Source organism: Methylobacterium sp. Leaf123 (assembly GCF_001423405.1).
In the GTDB taxonomy this organism is placed as follows: Bacteria; Pseudomonadota; Alphaproteobacteria; order Rhizobiales; family Beijerinckiaceae; genus Methylobacterium.
On record NZ_LMNS01000012.1, the window covers coordinates 353929 to 374583 of the forward strand.

Annotated in this window: 20 protein-coding genes, 2 tRNA genes and 2 pseudogenes; 5 read left to right on the forward strand and 19 right to left on the reverse strand. The window is 67.8% G+C overall.

Annotated elements, in window-relative coordinates:
• Positions 1-84 precede the first annotated feature (84 nt).
• From ASF53_RS11310 to ASF53_RS11360, 11 genes and pseudogenes are all read right to left on the reverse strand, one after another.
• Positions 85-963 (reverse strand): aldo/keto reductase, encoded by an 879-nt coding sequence (locus tag ASF53_RS11310; protein ID WP_056197964.1) that lies wholly within the window; start codon positions 961-963, stop codon positions 85-87.
• Between the two features lie 82 nt (positions 964-1045).
• Positions 1046-1870, reverse strand: coding sequence for a hypothetical protein (locus ASF53_RS11315; protein ID WP_286134335.1), 825 nt, complete (start codon positions 1868-1870; stop codon positions 1046-1048).
• A gap of 94 nt (positions 1871-1964) precedes the next feature.
• Complete coding sequence (locus ASF53_RS11320; RefSeq protein ID WP_056197969.1) at positions 1965-3896, reverse strand: methyl-accepting chemotaxis protein; 1932 nt, start codon at positions 3894-3896, stop codon at positions 1965-1967.
• Between the two features lie 436 nt (positions 3897-4332).
• Positions 4333-5281: PDZ domain-containing protein (locus ASF53_RS11325; protein WP_156635529.1), on the reverse strand; the 949-nt coding region annotated here is incomplete at its 5' end.
• 1 nt (position 5282) lies between these two features.
• A pseudogene (locus ASF53_RS11330) lies at positions 5283-5978 on the reverse strand (trypsin-like peptidase domain-containing protein); the annotation flags it as partial.
• Between the two features lie 114 nt (positions 5979-6092).
• Positions 6093-6830, reverse strand: a complete 738-nt coding sequence (locus ASF53_RS11335; protein ID WP_056197971.1) for a DUF2459 domain-containing protein — start codon at positions 6828-6830, stop codon at positions 6093-6095.
• Positions 6827-9547 (reverse strand): valine--tRNA ligase, encoded by a 2721-nt coding sequence (locus tag ASF53_RS11340; RefSeq protein WP_056197973.1) that lies wholly within the window; start codon positions 9545-9547, stop codon positions 6827-6829. The genes ASF53_RS11335 and ASF53_RS11340 overlap by 4 nt, the downstream gene beginning before the upstream one ends.
• A gap of 131 nt (positions 9548-9678) precedes the next feature.
• The gene (locus tag ASF53_RS11345; protein WP_200943215.1) at positions 9679-10281 is read right to left on the reverse strand and encodes a PopZ family protein; all 603 of its coding nucleotides are present in this window, start codon (positions 10279-10281) and stop codon (positions 9679-9681) included.
• Between the two features lie 126 nt (positions 10282-10407).
• Entirely contained in the window at positions 10408-11913 is a 1506-nt protein-coding gene (locus ASF53_RS11350; RefSeq protein ID WP_286134336.1) for a TolC family outer membrane protein, read from the reverse strand.
• Between the two features lie 446 nt (positions 11914-12359).
• The gene (locus tag ASF53_RS11355; RefSeq protein WP_056197979.1) at positions 12360-13010 is read right to left on the reverse strand and encodes a protein-L-isoaspartate O-methyltransferase family protein; all 651 of its coding nucleotides are present in this window, start codon (positions 13008-13010) and stop codon (positions 12360-12362) included.
• Between the two features lie 167 nt (positions 13011-13177).
• A tRNA-Cys gene (locus tag ASF53_RS11360) sits at positions 13178-13251 on the reverse strand.
• A gap of 243 nt (positions 13252-13494) precedes the next feature.
• Between ASF53_RS11360 and ASF53_RS11365 the strand changes: the two genes are divergently transcribed.
• Positions 13495-13570, forward strand: a tRNA-Asn gene (locus ASF53_RS11365).
• 193 nt (positions 13571-13763) lie between these two features.
• On the opposite strand, the pseudogene ASF53_RS26645 reads toward ASF53_RS11365, so the two are convergent.
• Positions 13764-14084, reverse strand: a pseudogene (locus ASF53_RS26645) (site-specific integrase); the annotation flags it as partial.
• Here ASF53_RS26645 and ASF53_RS26650 point away from each other — a divergent pair.
• The gene (locus ASF53_RS26650; protein ID WP_286134337.1) at positions 14028-14555 is read left to right on the forward strand and encodes a hypothetical protein; all 528 of its coding nucleotides are present in this window, start codon (positions 14028-14030) and stop codon (positions 14553-14555) included. The pseudogene ASF53_RS26645 and the gene ASF53_RS26650 overlap by 57 nt on opposite strands.
• Positions 14556-14674: 119 nt before the next feature.
• Here the strand turns inward: ASF53_RS26650 and ASF53_RS11375 are convergent, their stop codons facing one another.
• Genes ASF53_RS11375 through ASF53_RS11395 form a run of 5 tightly spaced genes read right to left on the reverse strand, consistent with a single transcriptional unit; the run spans position 14675 to position 17669 of the window.
• On the reverse strand, positions 14675-14866 hold the full coding sequence (locus tag ASF53_RS11375) for a hypothetical protein (protein WP_056197981.1): 192 nt from the start codon (positions 14864-14866) through the stop codon (positions 14675-14677).
• Complete coding sequence (locus tag ASF53_RS11380) at positions 14856-15407, reverse strand: hypothetical protein (RefSeq protein ID WP_056197983.1); 552 nt, start codon at positions 15405-15407, stop codon at positions 14856-14858. Before ASF53_RS11380 ends, ASF53_RS11375 begins: the two co-directional genes overlap by 11 nt.
• A complete protein-coding gene (locus ASF53_RS11385) occupies positions 15404-15682 on the reverse strand; it encodes a hypothetical protein (RefSeq protein ID WP_056197987.1) in 279 nt (92 codons plus the stop codon). The genes ASF53_RS11380 and ASF53_RS11385 overlap by 4 nt, the downstream gene beginning before the upstream one ends.
• Positions 15683-15705: 23 nt before the next feature.
• The gene (locus ASF53_RS11390) at positions 15706-16155 is read right to left on the reverse strand and encodes a hypothetical protein (RefSeq protein ID WP_056197989.1); all 450 of its coding nucleotides are present in this window, start codon (positions 16153-16155) and stop codon (positions 15706-15708) included.
• Positions 16152-17669 (reverse strand): hypothetical protein, encoded by a 1518-nt coding sequence (locus ASF53_RS11395; protein WP_056197991.1) that lies wholly within the window; start codon positions 17667-17669, stop codon positions 16152-16154. The genes ASF53_RS11390 and ASF53_RS11395 overlap by 4 nt, the downstream gene beginning before the upstream one ends.
• A 227-nt stretch (positions 17670-17896) precedes the next feature.
• Between ASF53_RS11395 and ASF53_RS11400 the strand changes: the two genes are divergently transcribed.
• Positions 17897-18190, forward strand: coding sequence for a BrnT family toxin (locus ASF53_RS11400; protein ID WP_502690586.1), 294 nt, complete (start codon positions 17897-17899; stop codon positions 18188-18190).
• The gene (locus ASF53_RS11405; RefSeq protein ID WP_056197992.1) at positions 18150-18485 is read left to right on the forward strand and encodes a BrnA antitoxin family protein; all 336 of its coding nucleotides are present in this window, start codon (positions 18150-18152) and stop codon (positions 18483-18485) included. Before ASF53_RS11400 ends, ASF53_RS11405 begins: the two co-directional genes overlap by 41 nt.
• Before the next feature lie 26 nt (positions 18486-18511).
• Here the strand turns inward: ASF53_RS11405 and ASF53_RS11410 are convergent, their stop codons facing one another.
• A complete protein-coding gene (locus tag ASF53_RS11410; protein ID WP_056197995.1) occupies positions 18512-18859 on the reverse strand; it encodes a hypothetical protein in 348 nt (115 codons plus the stop codon).
• 149 nt (positions 18860-19008) lie between these two features.
• On the opposite strand from ASF53_RS11410, the gene ASF53_RS11415 reads away from it, so the two are divergent.
• On the forward strand, positions 19009-19911 hold the full coding sequence (locus ASF53_RS11415) for an LAPAL motif-containing putative phage structural protein (RefSeq protein WP_056197996.1): 903 nt from the start codon (positions 19009-19011) through the stop codon (positions 19909-19911).
• 190 nt (positions 19912-20101) lie between these two features.
• On the opposite strand, the gene ASF53_RS24935 is transcribed toward ASF53_RS11415, so the two are convergent.
• Positions 20102-20623 (reverse strand): hypothetical protein, encoded by a 522-nt coding sequence (locus ASF53_RS24935; RefSeq protein WP_286134338.1) that lies wholly within the window; start codon positions 20621-20623, stop codon positions 20102-20104.
• Positions 20624-20655 lie beyond the last annotated feature (32 nt).

A 20655-nucleotide genomic window follows, 5' to 3' on the forward strand; every position in this document is an offset into this window, starting at 1 on the left:
GGCACCGTGTCGGCGCCCGGAACGGAAAGGCCCAGGCCCTGCCCGGTTCCGTCGCCAGTTCGGTGCAAGGTGCGCGCCAGCACGTCACGCGCTGGCGCCCTGCCAGGCCTCGCGGCCCGCTTGGTCGAGGATGGCGAAATCCTCCTCGCTCAAGGTGAGCGTTGCGCCCGCGGCATTCTCGGCAAGGTGGCCGGGATCGCCGGTGCCGGGGATCGGCAGCATCACCGGCGAGCGCTTCAGCAGCCATGCCAGCGCCACCGCGCCGCCGCTCGCGCCGAGACGCCCGGCGATCGATTCCAGGGCCGAACGGGGGCCGGCCAGCGCTCCCTTGTCGAGGGGCGCCCAGGGAATGAAGCCGATGCCGTGCCGCTCGCAATGCGCCAGCACCGCCTCGCTGGTGCGATCGACGAGATTGTAGCGGTTCTGCACGGTCGCGACGGGGAAGAAGGTCTCGGCGGCCTCGATGTCGTCGACCGAGACCTCAGAGAGGCCAACATGGCGGATCAACCCCTCCTCCCGCATCCGTGCGATGGCCTCGAACTGTACCTCGCGGGGACAGTCCGGGCCGATCCGGTGGAGCTGCCACAGGTCGATCCGCTCGAGACCGAGGCGCCGCAGACTCATCAGCACGCATTGGCGCAGGTAATCGGGGTTGCCCACCGGCCGCCAGATGTCTGGCCCATGCCGCGTCAGGCCGCCCTTGGTGGCGATGACGAGGCCCTCGTAGGGATGAAGCGTCTCGCGGATCAGATCCTCGCTGACGAAGGGGCCGTAGCTGTCGGCGGTGTCGATCAAATCGATCCCGAGGCCGGGCACCGCCCGCAGGGTCGCCTTCGCCTTGTCCCGGTCGGGCGGATCGCCCCAGATGCCCGCGCCGGTCACGCGCATGGCGCCGAACCCGAGCCGGTGGACGGTGAGATCCCCGCCGATCGCGAAGGTGCCCGATGCCTCGACGCTCGCCATGCCCGTGTTCCTCTTGCCGCGTGCCCGCTGACGGAAGAACCCGAAAGGCCGCGGCCGGGTCCGTTGGCGGCGCGGGGTGGCCTCAGAACTCGCGGATCAGCCGCAGGGCCGCGACGAGCCCGGCGTCACGGTTCGTCCGGAACTCGACCCCAAGGCCGGCCTGAAGGCTCGTCAGTTCGGAGAGCCGGCGGTGGATCTGCGGGATGACGAGGGCGCGGGTGCGGTCGTCCCCGGCAATGTCCTGCCGCAGGTTGACCTCGAGCCCGAGCACCGTCTCCGGATCGACATCGTAGAAAACGGAATGGTTGAGGAGCAGCGAGGTCGGCCCGAATTGGCGCAGGCCGACCTGTCGCAAACCGGCCATGCTCAGCATGCTCCAGCGCGCGTCGAAGCGGTATCCGGAGAGGTAGAGCAGGGAATTGCGGAACGTCGCGCTGCCGCGCTCGACCTGGCCGATATACTGCCAGCCGTGGATCCAGCGCCCGCCCGCCCCCGTGCCGAAGGTACCTTGAAGCGCGAACTTCACCTGCGTCAGGCGTCCGTTCTCGAACGGAAGCTCCAGTTCCAACGACTGGCCGTCGGCGTAGGCGTATTCGAATTCCGGGGCCCAATCCGTCGATCCCCGGCGCAGCGGCCGCACTGCCAGCACGTTGACCTCGCGCTCCCCCGCCCGCGCCCCGAGCGGTCGCAGCAGGTCGAACACCATCGGCTCGGGGATGCGCGGGCTCTCTGCCGCGAGCGAATCGGCACGGGCGATGGCCGGATGGGCGGCGCAGGCGGTCAGAGCCACGATCATCGCTGCCCTGAGGTCGCGACCCGACGCAGCCCGGGCCGCCGCGAGGGCGAGCCGACCGAAGAGGCTGTGATGGAAGCGGGCGGCACCGGTTTCAGGGTCCGTGCGTCTCATTTGGCAACGTGCGGCCCCGTGCGGCCCCGTGGCGGAGCCGGCCGTTGGTAGACGCTGACGGGTGAACCGCTAATCCGTCCGCTCGGCGGGGCCGTCAGGCGGCCCGGATTGCGGCGAGGAAGTCCTCGACCTCGCGCCGCACGTTCTCGGACTGCGTCGAGAGCTCGGACGAGGCCATCATCACCTGCTGCGCGGCCGATCCGGTCTCGCTCGACAGCGCCTGTACCTGCGCGACGCTCATCGATACGTCCTGGGTGCCGCGGGCTGCTTCGGAGGCGTTGCGGGCAATCTCGTTGGTCGCGGCGGTCTGCTGTACGACGGTCGCCGCGATCGAGGCGGTGATGTCGTTGACCGAGACGATGGTCCGGCCAATTTGCTGGATCGCGCCGAGTGCCTGGGTCGAGGCGGTTTGGATCGCGCTGACCTGATCGGAGATCGCCTCCGTGGTGCGCGCGGTTTGCGCCGCGAGTTCCTTGACCTCCGTGGCGACGACGGCGAAGCCGCGCCCCGCCTCGCCGGCCCGCGCCGCCTCGATGGTGGCGTTGAGGGCGAGCAGGTTCGTCTGGCTCGCGAGCCCGGAGATCATCGTCACCGCCTCGCCGATCTTCTCGGCCGCGCGGCTGAGATGGCTCATCGAGTCGGTCGTCGTCCGGGCCTCGTGGCTGGCATGACCCGCCACGTCGTTGGATTGCTGGACGCGCCGCTCGATCTCGCTGAGCGAGGCGACCATCTCTTCGGCCGCTGCGGCGACCGTCTGTACGTTGACGGTGGCTTCCTCGGCCGCGGCGCTGGAGGCGACCGCCTGCCCGTTGGTGTTGTCGGCGACCTTCGTCATCGATCGGGCGGTGCTGTCCAGTTCGGTCGCCGCCGAGGTCACGATGGCGATGGAGGCGGCGATTTTTTCCTCGAAACCGCGCACCAGTCCATCGACACGATCGGCCCGGCGCTGGCGAGCGGATTGTTGGGCCACCCGCTCCGCTTCGAGTTCGATGCGGGCCACGGCGTTCTGCCGGAACACCTCGACGGCCTCGGCCATCCGGCCCATCTCGTCCACCGCGTCCCGAGACGGCACGTCGATGGCCGTCTCACCCGCCGCGAGGCGGCTCATCGCCGTCGTCATCCCCGAGATCGGGCGGATCAGGCTGCGGGCGATCTGGAACGCCAATGCGGCGCCCGTGGCCAGGATCAGGCCGAGCAGGATGAGCTGGACGGTCTTCGCCCGCGTCATCAGGGCGTTGCTCTGCTCGACACCGTCCTGAAGCGCCGTCTCGAGCTTGCTGCGCACCGACAGGCCCGTCGCGTTGATGCCATCCACCCGCGGCTTCAGCGTCTCCTCGAAGAACGCTTCGCTCTCGACGATGGCCTGGGAGGCGGCGATGATGCTCGTGTTGAGGCGCTTCAGGGTCTCGCCGACGAGTTGTGCCGTCTTCTTGTCGGCGGCAGTGAGATCGAGAGCCTTCAGCTTTGCCAGCGCCGCCTCGGCGTTGGCGAAAGCGTTGGCCGAGAGAGCACGGCCCTTCGGATCCTTTGTGGCGAGGAAGCGCCAGTTCATGATGCGGAACAGGAGGAGCGTGCGCTCGACTTCCACGGCTTGAGCGATCACCTCATCCTGGCCCGTGGCGCGCAACTGGGCGACGAGGACGCCCGAGGCCTTGGTCAGGTCGTCGCCGTTGGCGTAGACGCCGGCCCGGTTCTCGCGGATCTGCGCGCCGAGCTCGACCAGCTTCGGCAGCGCCTTGCCGAGATCGGTGGACTGATCCCGAAGCCGCTCATAGGCCGCGCGCCGCTCCGCGCTCGGTGTGCTCGCGATGAGTTTCTCGGAGCCCTGCCGGATCGAATCCAGCGATGCGAACATTCCAGTAGTGTAGTCGGGCGCCTGGGTCAGCCTGTACTGGGCAGCCTGACCAATCAGCCGGTCGGACAGGCCGTTGATGGTGTAGAGAGTTCTCGCTGCGGATTCGAGCTGAGCCCGTGCACGGAACATCTCGTCGAGACTGTCGAGCTGCGTGTAGGAGAATGCCCCCATACCGCAGGACAAGGCAACCAATGCAGAAAAACCGCCGTAGAGGCGCGTGCGAATACCGATTTTCATCATGCCGCCGTCGAGAAAACAAATGTTGTCTCGTTGTGCCGGGCGATGTCTTTCCGGGCTCTTAACATACGATGTTGGCAGCCTGGAAAGGCGGCAGTTGTGCATAAATATCAAACAGTTGACCTAAGGATGCTCAGTTAACCTGAGGGAGCGTTTTGAGAGCCGTGCAGCCTGCTGCGAATTCGATCGACGCTTGTCGTAAGACCGAGTGTGGCGGACCGCGTTGTTCCGGCCATTCGGTGACATGCCGCCTGCAGAGCGCAGAGCGAGAGACCGTAAAAAACGCCCGCTCGGGAAGCGGGCGCGAAGTCGGGAGGAGATGCAGAGCGATCGGCGGGGCCATGCGGCCCCGCCGCGATGTGCGAGGGGATCAGCCCTCCTTCTTGCCGAGGGCCACGGCGACGAACCGGGTCTGGCCCTTGGCGCTCTTCACCCGCATCAGCACCGCCTTGCGGCCGTTCGATTCGGCGGCGCGGATCTGCGCCTGGACGTCGGAGGGCTTCGAAACGCTGGTGCCGGCGACATCAAGAATCACGTCGCCCTGCGTGATGCCCTTGGACGCGGCCGGGCCCTCGGGATCGACCTCCATCACCGCCACGCCCTCGTCGCCGAGGCCGACCTCGTTCGCCGGTGCGAGGCTGAGGCCGAGGCGCGGCTGACCGCCGGATGCGCTGTCACCGCGGCTCGCCACCTTGGCGTCGGTCGGCAAGGTGCCGAGTTCGACCGTGGCGACGTCGCTCTTGCCGTTGCGCAGATAGGCGAGCTTCACCTCGGTGCCGGGCTTGAGGCCGGCGATGCGGCGCGACAGATCGCGGGCGTCGTTGACGGGGGCGCCGTTGACCGACTCGATCACGTCACCCGACTTCAGGCCGGCCTTGGCGGCGGGCGTGCCGTTTTCGGCGTGATCGACCAGCGCGCCCTTGGCCTTGTCGAGGCCTAGGCCGTCGGCGATGTCCTTGGTCACCGGCTGGACCTGCACGCCGAGATAGCCGCGCACCACCTTGCCGTCGCTGCGGAGCTGATCGACCACCGTCTGCACCGTCTCGGCGGGGATCGCGAAGGCGAGGCCGACCGAGCCGCCGGACGGCGAGGCGATCGCCGTGTTCACGCCCACGACCTCACCGTTGACGTTGAAGGTCGGGCCGCCGGAATTGCCCTTGTTGATCGGCGCGTCGATCTGAAGGAAATCGTCGTAGGGGCCGGCGCCGATGTCGCGGCCGCGGGCCGAGACGATGCCCGCCGTCACCGTGCCGCCGAGGCCGAACGGGTTGCCGATGGCCACCACCCAGTCGCCGACGCGCGGGGCGCTCTTGCCGAATNGTCGTCGTAGGGGCCGGCGCCGATGTCGCGGCCGCGGGCCGAGACGATGCCCGCCGTCACCGTGCCGCCGAGGCCGAACGGGTTGCCGATGGCCACCACCCAGTCGCCGACGCGCGGGGCGCTCTTGCCGAATTGGACGTAGGGATAGCTGCCGCTCTCGGTGATCTTGAGGAGGGCGATGTCGGTCTTGGGGTCCTTGCCGATCACCTTCGCATCGAGGGTGCGGCTGTCATCGAGCGTGACCTGCACCGTCTTGGCCTTGTCGACGACGTGGTTGTTGGTGACCACGTAGCCGTCCGCCGAGATGATGAAGCCCGAGCCGACGGCGCCGCGCTCGCCGCGCTGCGGCATGCCGCGCCCGCCCGGACCACCCGGACCGCCCTGGCCGAAGCGCTTGAAGAACTCGCGCAGCTGCGGCGGCACCTGCTGCATGTTGGGGCCGCCCGCGCTGTCGTCGTCATCGTCGCTGCTGCTGTCGAGCTTCACCTTCACGGCGACGACGCCCGGCTTCACCTTGTCGACGACGTTCGCGAACGAGCCCGGCGGGTGCTCGGGCGCTTCGATCGGGGTCTTGGGCAGGGCCTGGGCATAGGCCTGATTCATCGGCTCGGTCAGGCCGAACCCGGCGGCGCCGCCCGCGACGAGGGCGGCTGCGGCGACGGAGGCGAAGGCGCGGCGGCGGACAGTCATGGTCATGGAAGTCTCCGACGGGAAATGGGTCGGTCGGCCGCCCCGTCGTTCGAACGTCGGGGCGGCGATCCGTGAGGAGACTCCTAGAGGCCCGTGCCTGACCGCCGGATGGCGCGAAGATTACGGTTTGGACAGGTCCGGTTCCGCCGCATCGGGCACCGAGGCCGTCAGGCCCGATCGCCAGCGCAGATCGGCGAGGAGGCCCGACGGATGCGTGTCGAGCACCGGCGTGATCGGCAGCCCGGCCGCGTTCAGGAGGCCCGCCGCCCAATGGTTGCAGACGTTGCCGTATGAGAAGCGGCCATGCGCTTCGTAGAACAGGCTCGGGCCGTAGAGCCCCGGGCCGAGATCGGCGGGCTGCCCATCGGTGAGGCGGAAGCTCGCCTCCAAGTGGGCGAGGAGCCGGGCCAAGCCTTTGCGCGACAGCGGGACCGGGACGATGTCGGCGTACGGGAAGCTTACGCGGGCGGGCCGTGCGAGGCCGACGACCTGGATCACGCCGTCGCTTCCGCCGGGCGTGAACAAGGCCGAGAGGGCGAGCCGCCAATCGAAGGCGGCGAGCGTCGGCGTCGCCCGGTAGAAGCGGGCCTCGCCCCAGCCGAATTCCAGGGCGTCGTAGGCGCGAAAGCGCGTGGCGAGATTGCGCAGGGCGGTGCCCGCCCCCTCCCCCGTCAGGCTGTCGCGCGGCAGGACGAGGCCGGAATGCCAGCCGTGGCTGACGAGGAGCACAATCTGCCTATCCGGCTCGGAGGGCGGGTAGAGGCTCGGATCGCCGGGCCGGGCCGTCCAAAACGTGAGCGCGAGAAGCGCGGCGGCCAACCCGGCAAGCGCCAGAGCCAGCCGCCGCAGCGTTCTCATGCCTCGCTGAGCCGGACCAACGCTTCCTCGATCTTGACGAGCCGGGCCGCTTCCGCGTCGCGGCGCTCGCGCTGCTCGTCCACCACCTCTTCGGGCGCGCGGGCGAGGAAGTCGGCATTGCCGAGCTTGCCGTCGATCTTGCCGATCTCCGCTCGCGCCTTGCCCGCCTCCTTTTTCAGCCGCGCGACCTCGGCCGCCAGATCGACGATGCCCTCGAGCGGAAGGGCTGCCACGCTGCCGCGCACGAGGAGCTGGACAGCGTTCTTCGGTGCGGCGTCGGCAAAACCGATCTCGGAGAGGCGGGCGAGGCGGGTCAGCGTCTCGCTCCAGCGCTCGACCCGAGCGCGGACGCCCGCGTCGGCGCCCACCAGCACCAGCGGCACCTGGGCGCCGGCGGGCACGTTGGTCTCCGAGCGGGCCGAGCGGACCTCGGAGATCAGATCGACCAGCCAGCCGATCTCTTCCTCGGCTTGCTTGTTCGTATAGGCCGAGAGCTCGGGCCAGGATTCGAGCGCGAGCAGGCCGCGCGGTGTCGGCAGCACCTGCCCCTTGATCGCCCACAGCTCCTCCGTGAGGAAGGGCATGAACGGGTGCAGCAGCTTGGCGATCTGGTCGATCAGGAAGGCGATGGTCGCCTGCGTCTCGGCGCGTGCGGCCGGATCGACGCCCTCGCCCTGAAGCACGGGCTTGGCGAGTTCCAGATACCAGTCGCAGAACACGTTCCAGACGAAGCGGTAGGCCGCGGCCGCCGCATCGTTGAAGCGGTAGACCGTGATGCCCTGCGCCACCTCCGCCACCGCCTTGGCGGCCTCCGTGAGCGCCCAGGCGTTGAGGGTCTCGCGCACAGCCTCGGGCCGAAAATCGGCCTTCAGTTCGCAGCCGTTCATCTCGGCAAAGCGCGCCGCGTTCCAGAGCTTGGTCGCGAAGTTGCGGTAGCCCTCGACCCGCTGCGGCCCGAGCTTGATGTCGCGGCCGGGGGCGGCCAGCGCGGCGAGGGTGAAGCGCAGCGCGTCGGCACCGAAGCGGTCGATCAGATCGACCGGATCGACCACGTTGCCCTTCGACTTCGACATCTTCGCACCCTTCTCGTCGCGGACGAGGGTGTGCAGGTAGACGGTCTCGAACGGCGCCTGATCGGTGAGGTGCAGGCCCATCATCATCATCCGGGCGACCCAGAAGAAGATGATGTCCTTGCCCGTCACCAGGGTGTTGGTGGGGTAGAAGCGGGCCAGCTCCGGCGTCTTGTCCGGCCAGCCGAGCGTCGAGAACGGCCAGAGCGCGGACGAGAACCACGTGTCGAGCACGTCGGGGTCGCGGGTCAGGGCGACCTCGGTGCCGTGCTTGGCCTTGGCCTGCGCGAGCGCCTCCGCCTCGCTCTCGGCGACGAAGATGCCGCCCTCCGCATCGTACCAGACCGGGATCTGGTGGCCCCACCAGAGCTGGCGCGAGACGCACCACGGCTCGATGTTCTCCAGCCACTGGAAGAAGATCTTTTCGTAATTGTCCGGGACGAAGCGGGTCTGCCCGTCGCGCACCGCCTGGAGGGCGCGCTCGGCCAGCGGCTTGACGTTCACGTACCACTGGTCGGTAAGGTAGGGCTCGATCACCACGCCCGAGCGGTCGCCATGCGGCACCGCATGGGTGTTGGGCTCGACCAGACGCAGCAGGCCGCGCTCCTCCATCAGGGCGACGACGGCTTTGCGCGCCTCGAACCGGTCGAGGCCGTCGAGCGCCAGTGCGGCCTCCTCCGGCTCGGCGCCGTCGAGGAAATCGGCATTGCCGGCGATCTGAATCCGCGCCTCGGCATCGAGCACGTTGATCGGGCGGCAACCGGTGCGGCGCCCGACCTCGAAGTCGTTGAAGTCGTGGGCCGGGGTGATCTTGACCGCGCCGGTGCCCTTCTCCGGATCAGAATAGGCGTCGGCGACGATCGGGATCAGCCGGTTGACCAGCGGCAGGCGAAGGCGCTTGCCGACGAGGTCGCGGTAGCGCTCGTCATCCGGATGGACGGCGACCGCCGTGTCGCCGAGCATCGTTTCGGGGCGGGTGGTCGCCACGGTGATGATCGCGCCGGTGGGCGTGCCGGCCTCGTCCACGACGGGGTAGTCGAAGTGCCAGAGATGGCCCTTCACCTCGATCTGCTGGACTTCGAGATCCGAGATCGCGGTCTGGAACTTCGGGTCCCAGTTCACGAGGCGCTTGTCGCGGTAGATCAGCCCTTGGGCGTGCAGGTCGACGAACGTCTTGAGCACGGCGCGGCTCAGGCCCTCATCCATGGTGAAGCGCTCGCGCGACCAGTCGCAGGAGGCGCCGAGCCGCTTGAGCTGGCCGATGATCGTGCCGCCGGATTCTTCCTTCCAGGCCCAGACCCGGCGCAGGAATTCCTCGCGTCCGAGCTCCCGGCGGCCCGGCTGCTGCGTCTCCATGAGCCTGCGCTCGACCACCATCTGCGTGGCGATGCCGGCGTGATCCGTGCCGGGCTGCCACAGCACGTCCTTGCCCCGCATCCGCTCGAAGCGGACGAGGATGTCCTGGATCGTGTTGTTGAGGGCGTGGCCCATATGCAGCGAGCCCGTCACGTTCGGCGGCGGGATCACGATGCTGAAGGGCTCGGCGCCGGCCCGCTCGGGGCGGCCGGCGCGGAAGGCCTCGCCCTCTTCCCAGGCCGCGGAGACGCGCGCCTCGACGGCGGCGGGGTCGAAGGTCTTGTCCATCATGGGCGGGGCGGGCTTTTCGAGACGGCGTTCTGGAAGATGTCGCCGCCGCTATCGGCCCGCCGCGGGGCCGTCGTCAACCGTCGGCCCATGCGTGCCCAGGGCAATCACCCCCTGATCGACGGCCGCACGGCTCACCGCCCGCGGGCGACCCGCTCGATCTCGAGGCGCACCAGCCGCTCGACCATGTGCGGAAGGTTCTCGTCGAGCCAGCTCTTGAGCATCGGCCGCAGCATATCCTTGACGAGATCCTCCAGCGTGCGGGCGTTCTGCGACAGCACCGTATGGGCCAGAAGCTGGAAGTTCTGCCCGACGCTCTCGCCGGTGCTGGAAGAGACGAGCCGCTCCGTCACCTCGTTCTCGACCGCCGCGCGGACCCGCTCGGTCACACGCGGGGCGGGCGGCGGCTCGGGGGCAAAGTCGAAGGGGTCGGGCTTGGCGGCCGCCGGGGGCTCGAAATCCGGCTCCGGTTCCGGGTCGAAATCCGGCATCCGGAAATCGATCTCGGGAATGTCGAAGGCGACGGGCTCCGGCTTGCGCACCGGCTCCGCGACCTCGGCGAGATCGAGCACGTCGTCGTCCGGCGGCGGCGGTGCGGGGGCCGGCGCGGGCGGCGCCTCGGCTTCGGCAGGCTTGGGCGCTTGGTCGTCGGCAATGATGCGGCGGATCGAAGCCAGGATCTCCTCCATGGAGGGTTCCTGGGTCTTGTCCTGAACCTTAGGGCTCGCTGCGCTCATCGGGACGATACTCGGTGACGATTGGACAAGACGATGACTTGGTTAATGAACTATTTCATCGCCTCGCCCGGCATCAACCACGCTCCGCCGCCGGCCAACAGGAAAACGTCGCCCGCGGCGAGGCCGTCAGCGCCCGTCGGGGGTGCGCAGGCCGAACCAGAGGTCGCGCACCTGATCGAGATGTTCGCGGGCGCTGTACGGGGTGACCGGCAGGCTGGTGAAGCGGACGGTGAGCCGGCCGACGGCCTGGACGACATCGTAGGAGTTCACCACGCGATCGCGCTGGGCGCGGATCAGGGCGACGCGCGCGGAGAGCAATTCCTGCTGCGCGTTCAGCACGTCGAGGGTCGTGCGCTGGCCGACGCGCGCCTCCTCACGCACGCCGTTCAGCGCCACCTCGTTGGCCTGAACCTGCGCCTGCGAGGCGATCACCTGCGCCTTCGAGGCTTCGAGATTGCCCCAGGTCCGCACGATCGAGGCGCGGATGGTGTCGCGGTCCTGGTCGGCGACGAGGCGGGCGCGCCCGGCATTCTCTTTCGCCTGCCGGATCGCGGCGTATTCGGCGCCACCCTGATAGAGCGGAATGTTGACCCGTCCGACGATCGAGGCGGTGACGCCGTTATCGCCGGGGAACTGCTGATCGTACCGCTGCTGCACCGCACCGGTGATCTGCGCCTGCGGATAGAGCGCGCCCTCGTTCACCTTCACCTGCAACTCCGCCACGTCCACGGCGTGCAGCGAGGCGAGGATCTGCGGGTGCTCCTTCAGGCCGATGAGAATCGCCTGATCGAGCGAGGCCGGCACGTAGCGGTCGAGCGGGCGTCCGGGGGCGAGCTGGCGGGGTTCGACGCCGACGATCTGGCGGAAGATGCCGATCGAGGCACGCAGGGCCGCCTCCGCCGCGCTCACCTGAGAGCGGGCGCCGGCCAGACGCGCTTCGGCCTGGGCGACGTCGGTTCGGGTCACCTCGCCGACATTGAAGCGGTCGCGGGTCTGGCGAAGCTGCTCTTCGAGCACCTCGACGTTGTTGCGCTGAAGCTCCAACGTCGCCGTGTCGCTCAGGACGTTCATGTAGGCCTGAGCGGCGTTGAACAGCGTGTTCATCTCGGTCTGGCGCAGGCCTTCCCGCGTGCTGAGCACGGTCGATTCGGCCGCGCGCACCCGGTTATCGGTCTGAAAGCCGTCGAAGACGTTCTGGTTGATGGTCAGGCCGGCGCCGCCGGGGCGCGTCGTCAACCGCGTCGGGCCGTTTCCGCCCGCGGCGTTGGTGATGCCGCCGATCGATCCCTCGAATTGCTGAAGTCCGATATCCGCCGAGAGCGCGGCGTTCGGCCGGTAGCCGGACTGGAAGCGATTCACATCCTCGTCGGTGGCGCGCAGGTTCGCCCGCGCCGCGTTCAGCGCCGGGTTGGCCTGATAGGCGCGGGACAGCGCGCTCTCGAGGGTCTCGGCAGCAGCCGGACTTGCGACGGCGAGTGCCGAGACGACGGCGCCAGCCAGCCGAAGCGCGGACCGCGCCGCAGGGTTCCGTTCATTCACGTCGATCAGCCCTTGCGGTTTCTCGATATGCCGTCCCGCCGCACCGCCGTGTCCACCCCGGTTCGTCGTCCCGGCCAGTGTCCCGAGGGACATCGACCGGACGACCCGCACCGTGAGGGTCGCGACTGGGGTGCCGCATGCACACCCATGCGATGGAATGGCTAGCCCGCCTCGTGCCCGAGAGTAGCCGAGCTTGCGCCGCCGACGACAGGGCTTACCGCACTGCGTCGTCGGATTGCCGGCGGGTGCCTCAAAAAAGCGACACCCCAACGGACTAATCCATCATGGTCATGGGCGGGCACGAAAGCATGCTTTCGCGCCGCTTGCGGCGGTCGCCGTAGCGGGCACGGCAGTTGGTACGAGAGGGAATGGATGGGGGTTTTCGGCCGGGCGCGATGCGCCCGGATGGCGAGGGTGCCAGGGGCCGACAGACGGCCCCGGCGCAGGCTCAGTGAGCCTCGGTAACTCTCACGAAACGCCCGCTGCACCGCCGTGACCGAAGGAAAACGATCGGTGGCCGGGAGCTTTGAGAGCCCGCTTCAGAACGCGAAGCCGGGCTCGGCCGCGAAGCTCTTGATGGCCGGCAGCGAGGCATCGAAGAGCGGGCGGGCCCCGAAGGCATCGCCGGCCCGTACGAACAGGGTCGCCTTGGCGTTGCGGTGCGGACCGAGCACGCAGACCAAGCGCCCGTCATCGCGCAATTGATCGAGCAGGGCTTGGGGCCGAACCTCGACCCGCCCCTCGACGAGGATGGCGTCGAAAGGCCCGCCCTTAACCGGAGCGGTCAGGGCGCCCTGGATGAGGTCGACGCTGTCGCCGAGGCGATCGCGGGCGGCCCCGACAAGGTCCGGGGCGGATTCCAGGGCGACGACCTCGGCGCCGAGCTGCCGGAGGATGGCCGCGGCGTAGCCGTAGCCGGTGCCGACATCGAGGGCGCGGGTGCCGGGGCGGATCTTAAGGGCCTGAATCAGGCGCGCCAGCAACATCGGGGCCGGCATCGCGCGGATCCCGTCCTCGCCCGCATCGAAGGTCAGCGTCTGGTCGATATAGGCGAAATCCTCGCGACCCGGCGGGACGAAGCGCTCGCGGGGCACGGTGTCGAAGGCGTCGAGCACCGCGACGTCGTTCACATCGAAGGTTCGGAGCTGACAATCGACCATGAGGCGCCGTGCCTGAGCATAATCGAGCATGAGCCGTCCATCCCTCGCCGCCGCGCCAGACCGTTTCTCCGCCCGCCCGTCGAGCGGGGCCGGCCCGAGCGGGTCGGGTTGTCGTGGATCGTTCCTCGAATTGCAAGGCTCGCACGAGCGCCTTGCATGACCAGAAACGAGCAGATTGTCAGGGGTATCGGGAAGTTTGGAGGCCTCGCCCGGAATCGAACCGGGGTGCAAGGATTTGCAGTCCTCTGCGTAACCACTCCGCCACGAGGCCTCGTCGCGAATGCGCGACACTGCGGACCGAGCGGCCGGTCCGGAGCGAGGCGTCTCTAGCAGAGGCTTGACCCGCTCGGCAACGGTCTTGTCGCTCGATCGACACAAACACCGCCGCTGCACCGCCAGCCGGTGGAAAAAGTGCCTCGTCGGCTCAGAACGCGCAAAAAGCAGCGAGAGGACCCTTGCGTCCGAAACCGGCGAAGGCTAATGACCCGCCACCGCCGCTGAGGCGGCCCGGTGATCCCCGATAGCTCAGTTGGTAGAGCAAGCGACTGTTAATCGCTTTGTCGCAGGTTCGAGTCCTGCTCGGGGAGCCAACAACTTTCCAAGCTTCTGTGAATGCAGCGCTTTTGGCGCCGAACCCCGCACCGGGTCGGAAGGTGCGGGGATAGCGTCGTCGTTCCAGCGCCCGGCGATCCGCTCCGCAAGCTTCGCCCGGTTGGCGCCGCGCACGTAGGTCGCGCTCTCCCGGCTGCCGTCCGCCCACCCGAACCACGCGTTCAATTCGGCTTCCGTCGCGCCGCTCTCGGCTGCGCGGCGTGCCCCCGCTTTGCGAAGGCCGTGTGCCCGCCCCGGTACCCCGGCGGCGACGCATGCGTCCCGGAACCAGTTGCCGAAGCTCTCCTTCGTCATCGGGCGGCCGCGTTCGCCCGCGAGGAATGTGAGATCCCCCGTCGGGCTCGCGGCGATCGAATCGGCCAGCGGTGGCAGGATGCGGATCGTCACCTCCTGGTTGGTCTTCTCCGTGACGATGCGTGCAATGCCGTTGCGGACGTGTGGCCGACCGAGCCGCGCCGCATCGCCCCGGCGCAGGCCGGTGTAGAGCAGGATGTCGAGCGCAAGACGCTCGCGCGTCCCGACGGGCCAGTGCGTCTCAAAGCGCGCGACCTCTTCCTCGGTCCAGGTGTGGAAGCCGTTGCGGTCATTCGCCCCGCTCATCAGCTTCACGCCGCGCGTCGGGTCGGCCGGCACCATCTCCGCATCGACCGCCCAGGCGAACAGGCCCCGCATGGTCTTGAGCCAGTTGTTGGCCCCGTGCGGCTTGGCCTTGCGGCGATCCATCCCCTCTTGGATCGCCCGACGGGTGATCGCGTCGGCGCGTTCCTGGCCGGCGATCTCGACCATGGCCTTGAGCAGACCGTGGCGCTGCGCCCGTGTCGCCGCCGACAGCTCCTCGCTCCACTGCCGGGAGGTCAGGTATCGCTCGACAAGCCATGCGACGGTGCCGACGGTGCCCGGCTTGGCCTGAGGCGTCGGCTGCCCGCGAACGGCGGCATCGTAGGCCGCTCGGAAGGCGGGTGAGCCGTACTCGCCCCTGATGCGGATCCGCGGACCTTCGCCGCGGCGAACGTACCAGACGACCGTGCCGTGGCGGGTGGTCTCGCGATTGAGGTACGGCGGGCGGGGGCGCGGCATCGGTGTCATAGGATCACGACCTTCCGCTCGCCCGCAAGCTTCGGCCCGGCGCGATCTACCTCCGGACCGGGTACCGTCTCGACCGCCACGCCGTCGGCTCGCACCACGACGCGATGAACCGGCAAGCCGGCCGCTTGAACGGCGCGGATCGCCCGGGCGACGTCGGCCTGCGTTATGGCGGCGGGCCTACGGGGCATGCGACGTCTCCGCTCGGCGCTGAGCATCGCGCGCCTGATGACAGCGGGCGACCACCGTCTCCAGCCACGACGCCTGGGCGTTGGTCGGGGTGCGAACACCCCGGACGATGTCCCTGATGATTGCCACCTCGAACTCGCGCAGGAAGCGGCCACCGTACTTCTTCGGGATCGTGCGATTGAGCGTGAGGCAGTGCGAGCCGACGTCCCACCAAGGGGACAAGCGCTCCTCGCAGTAGATCGGTAAGCCGAAGCTTCGTGTCAGAGCGTCGGCGGGCTCGTGCGGGCTCACCGGCGGCCGTGCCTGCCGGAAGGAGTCGGCATAGTTGTAGTGGGGCGTGGCGTAGGGCACGTCGCGGTAGACGATGCGGGGCACCTCGGCCGCGCCGGGACGGACACGATCGGCCAGCGCGTGGAAATCCAGCCCCGCAGCCTGGAGAGTCCGGCCAATCGCGCGGGCGGCGCCCAGCGCTTCGCCGTCGTTGTCGCTGCCCAACAGCGGGATCAGCTTCGTCAGCTTGTCGGAGACGTCGGGCGGGATCATTCCGCGAATCCCCCTGCATTGAAGGGGTCGAGGCCGATCGCACGGAAGCGAAGGGCCAAGACGCAGAGAAGCCCGGCCGACTCTTCACGGCGGTAGCGAGCGCGGGCCCATGAGAGGGTGCGCGCGGGATACCACTCCGAGCGATCGGACGCGTACCCTGCCTGGATCGCCACCTCGACGAGGCGCATGACCGTAGGGTCGCCCAGCAAGCGGTCGAGCTTTTCTCGGGGCCAGCTTTGACCGAGCGTGTCGATGTACGGGTCTACGATCACCACAGGCGGCCTTCGCGCAGCGCGGCTCATGCTCCACCCCCAACCGCATCCACGAAGACCACCGGCTCCCGCTCGGCCGCCCGCGCCCACAGTTCGACGAAGGTCTCGCGTGGCAGCAGTTCCTCGGCCGCATCGATGAAGGCCTTCCGCTGCGCATCCTTGTGGGACGTTGAGGCACAGGTTCGAGCTGCCTGTTTCTCAGCCCGCCGTAGCTCGCCGATGCGCTGTTGCAGAGCCGGCCGCTGGCGGCGCTTCACCTTCAGGGCGATCTCCGCCCGCTTACGCCAGTCGGGGCCGTTGCGGCCGTCGTCGAAGGCGAGCTGATCCTCGATGCCGAGAATTGCTCCATCCAGATCGTCGAGGATGGCCTGCCCCTCGGCGGCGGTGGCGATGGCTTCTAAAGCAACGGTGCGCCCGTCGCGCAGCACCATCACGTTGACGCCGATGACCGGACGTTCGATGAGACGCGCGCTCATGCCGCCTCTCCCGAGTAGCGCGTCTTCAGGCGACCGCAGATGGCGGTGTCGATGTCGAGGGCGAGCCGGCCGTCGATGCTGTAGGCTTCACGGGCTGTGCCGTTCTGCCAGAGATCGACGTATTCCACCCACGCCAGGGCAAGTGCCTTGGTCGGCGCGTTGCTGAGCGTGGCCGGAAGGGATTCGGCCGCATCGCACAGGGCGAACCGCTGGGCGCTTAGGCGCTCGAAGTTCGCCGTCCCCTGGTCGGTCTCATCCCCATCGGGCTGGGTCGCCCATTCGCGCCAGCAGGCGATGATCTGGTCAGAGAGCGATGGCTTGATCTGTCGCCCTTCACCCGCCTCTGCCATCGCGATCAGATCGGCAACGATGCCATTCGCGATCTCCTCGACCTCGTGCTCGTGGGCGAGGCGGGCTTTGAAGGTCAGGCCGTCCATGGTGGTGGCTCGGATCTCGGCCAGACCAATTAGGTTGGCCAGCAATTCGCTGTCGGCTTCGCTCCAAGCTGCGTCTGCCGCACCGTGGCCGTTGCGTGTCTTCTCGGCTCTCAGGCGCATGCCCCAGTCCCGGATCTCCGGGGCGTCGATCTCAGGCGGTTGGCCGACCGCGTGATGCGCGGCCAACTCCAAATCGCACACGGCAGGGTAGAGATCGTCGCGGCGCTTGGTCATCCCGGCGATGATCGACCCTTGAGCCAGAAGCGCGGCGTCGGGATGCGCTGCTGCGGAGGCGGTGCGGATCTCCGCATCCTGCGCCGCGAGAAGCGCCCGCAGCCCATCTCGCCAAATCGGGTGATCGTCGTCCGGCGGTCCACCATCGGCCGTGCCGGATGCGTCCATTTCGTCGCGCACGAACTGAGCGAGGGCGGCGCGCCCGGCCGGCGTGGTCGGGACTGTCGCGAGTGCCGCATCGCGAAGGCGGCACTGCTTCGCACTCAGCCGGTTCTCCTCTGCGAACTCATCCGCTGACGGGCGCCTGCCCCGGATCAGGTCCGAGAGGGCGTCCATGGCCGCCGCAGCCTCGCGGTAGGTCGCGAGGGCAGCGAAGATGGGATCGATCCCGCCCACACCATCGAACACCGCAGGCACCAGCATCCGATCGATGTCCAGGCGCATCGCCTCCAAGTGCTCGGCATGCCTTTTGTTGAGCAGGTCCGGACGAATGCGCGGGATAAGGCATGTCAGCTTCGCACCGACATCGGCGAGCGAGCGGCACGGGGTGGCGAGGAGCACGTCATCGGCCGCATCCTGGCGAGCCTCGTGAACGTCGAAGGCCTCGTCATCGTCGCTCGTTTCGGCCCAGCCCGCCGCGGCGGCTGCGGCGAGCTCGTCGAGCGCCGCACGAAGGTCGTCCGAGATTTTCGAATGAGGAGCAGGAGACGGCGCGCTCGTCAGCATCTGCGCGATACCCGCTTCGGCGCGGGCGGGCCCGGGCCCGGGCTCGGGCAGCGCGGCGCCGGCCGGCGGTTGCGCAGTGGGCATGGGGGTGCGATTGCGGGAATGGTCCTGCATCATGACGTTCACCAATGTGCGTGGGGTGGGGCTATGGCCTCCGCTGGTGGTCAGACCGGCGGAGGCCGCTTGCGTTCAGGGCGGCACGCTCAGGGCATGGCCGTCCTCAGGCCGGAACGGCGGGAGCCGGCCGGAAAGCTCGTGTCGGTGCATCTTGCGACGACGGGTGTCCGTACCGCGTCAGCGACTGCCGGAATTTCTGTATCTACGTTTATTGACGGGCGCAGGCGGTGCTGCCATCCTACCTGCCGATGGCAATCACGTTCGACCCGGCCAAGCGGGACAAGACGCTGGCCGAGCGCGGCCTCGATTTCCGCGCCGCCGAAGCGGTGTTCGCCGGCCCGGTCTTCGAGTTCGAGGACACCCGGGCGGATTACGGCGAGACCCGCATCATCACGGTCGGCCTCCTGCGCGGGCGCATGGTGATCGTCGGCTGGACCCCGCGTGGCGCGGATCGCCACGTCTTCTCGATGAGGAAGGCCAATGACCGCGAACAGGCCCGCTACGCCCCGCTTCTCCGCTGACGCCGTCGGAAAGACCGACTTCGCCAAGGTCGATGCGCACGTCATCACGGCCGAGGAATACGAGGAACTGCCCGAGCTCACCGACGAGATGATGGACCGGGCCGACTTCCTCGTGGGCGGCAAGCTGGTGCGGCGCGGGCGCCCGGCCAAGCCCGACGCCAAGGAGCCCGTGTCGCTGCGGCTCTCGCCGACCGTGCTGGCGCATTTCCGCGCCGGCGGGCCGGGCTGGCAGACCCGGATCAACGCGGTGCTGCTCGAAGCGGTCGAGCGGGAGAAGGCCGGCACGCTGGGGTGAGCGGTGGGTTCGGTCGCGGCCATCGCTCAAGCCCCCTCCCCGGCATACAGCGCGGCGGTCTCTTCCGGCGTCAGATCGCGGGTCTGCCACGCCGGGTCGGTCACCGCGTGGACGGCCGCACCGATCTGGAAGCCGTAGCGCTCCACCGCCTCGCGGAAGGCCGCGTTCGTCTTGAAGCGGGTCGAGATCTCGGCCACGGCGTCCAGCGCCAGGGCGGCCGGAGGCGTGCCGTCCTCCAGACTGAACAACAGACTCGTTCCGGTCACAGGGCTGAAGTGGACGTTGACCCCGACGCCGCCCTGGGCCGCTGCGTCGATGAGGCGTTCGGCGCGGTCCGGTTCCGGCTCGGCGTGGATTTGGACGACATTGCTCATGGGGTCTCCTCCGTCTTCGCTCGCACTCGGTAGGTTCAGTTTCACAGGGCAGATCTCGGAAAACGCAGGCGACTCCCCAGCCTCCTTGTGGAATGGTCGGCACGCGCGATATTCCTGACTCGCGCCGGAACATTTCGCGAACACATCAGATGACCGCTCCGTCCTTCCGCCTGAAATTCGACGGTCCTGCCCTCGCGGAGCATGAGATCGACGTCGCGGACCTCGCACCGGCGTTGATTGCGCTGGGGCAAATGGTGAAGGCGGCAAATCGCGTCGTGAACGGCGACGCCCTTGATGTGGCCGTGAAGGTCCGCACGGTCGGCGATGGCTCGTTCTATGTCGATCTGACCGTGCAGGCGCACGGAGCCTGGGCGGTCGTACGCGATTTCGTCACCGGTTCTGATGTCGATGCTGTGCTGAAGCTCATCACCATCATCGGCTTGGTAGGTGGCGGTGGGACCGGCGCCATCGCGTTGATCCGACGCATCCGTGGGCGCAGACCTCGACGGCTGGAGCGCCGAGGCTCGACCATCATGATTGAGTTCGATGGCGAGACCATCGAGGCTGATGAGGCATCCGCACGCGTTGCCTTCGACCCGGCCTTCCGCACCGCGCTGGAGCGTGTAGCCGTCGAGCCCCTGGACAAGCCGGGCATCGACAGGATCGTGCTGGAGGGAAGTGGCGTCGAAGAGGAAATTACTCGGGAGACGGCAGGAGTGTTCCTGGCTCCGCCCGTGGTCGAAGAGAGCGAGTTCGAGACCCACCACACCAAGGTCTTCTCGATCATCGATCTGTCGTTCAAGTCCGGTAAGAAGTGGCGGCTTTCCGACGGTCACGGCCGGGCGACCCTGGTTGATGTCGAAGACGCCGACTTCATCGCCCGCATTGAGAACAGCGAGATCGCTTTCGCCAAAGGCGATCTGCTGGTGTGCGATGTCCGTGAGACCGCACGGCAGACGGCGAAGGGGCTGCGCGCCGACTACGCCATCGTGAAGGTCCGGGAGCATCGCCCGGCGGGCTCCCGCCCCCAGCAAACGCGCCTCGAACTCTGATTTTGAGCCGCCCATCGCTCAAGCCCGACCACAGACGTGATGGCCGATCAGCCAGAGGCTGGCGCAGGCGAGGATCGGCAGGAAGGGAAGCAGGTTCTCGAGCACGGGAGGGCTCCACCGCGAGGGGCGATGGACTGGAATATATTCGAATTGGAATGACCGTCAACGAATTTTATTCGAATCAGAATGATCACTCCCAGCCCGGTGATGGCGCAGGGTCTCGGTACGGCTCCAAAGCAAAGCTAGCTACGACAACCCCCACGATGCGCATTGATTTAATGCCGGGGCCGAGACGTAGCGGTTTAAGGTCGAAGCTTCGGATCTGATCGGGGTCTCTAGCATGAGAGCGAAGATTTATAACAATGTCTTTGTATTTAGCAATTTCTCGGATTGTTATCTCGAAGAGACCATTGTCATTTTCTCTAACTACAAGCACTCGATCAAAGTTTCCTATCAGATCTGGATTACTCTCTGGCCTGCAGAAAACTACGCTATCTCTAGGATAAAGCTTTGATATGCCTTCATCCTTGACCAGCCAGCCCCTTAAGTCACTGAAGTCCATTGTTTTAGGAGTTGGCAGCTGGACTTTAAAGTGGTCGTTCTCGTCCCATTCGATTTTTTCGAGCCACTTATCGCCCTCGGCGCAACCAATAACATCAACGAATGTGTCCAGGTCAGATATAACGAAGGGGTGCTCATCCCCTTCGAACATGAATGACCCAGCTGGCTCATTGGCCCAAATCG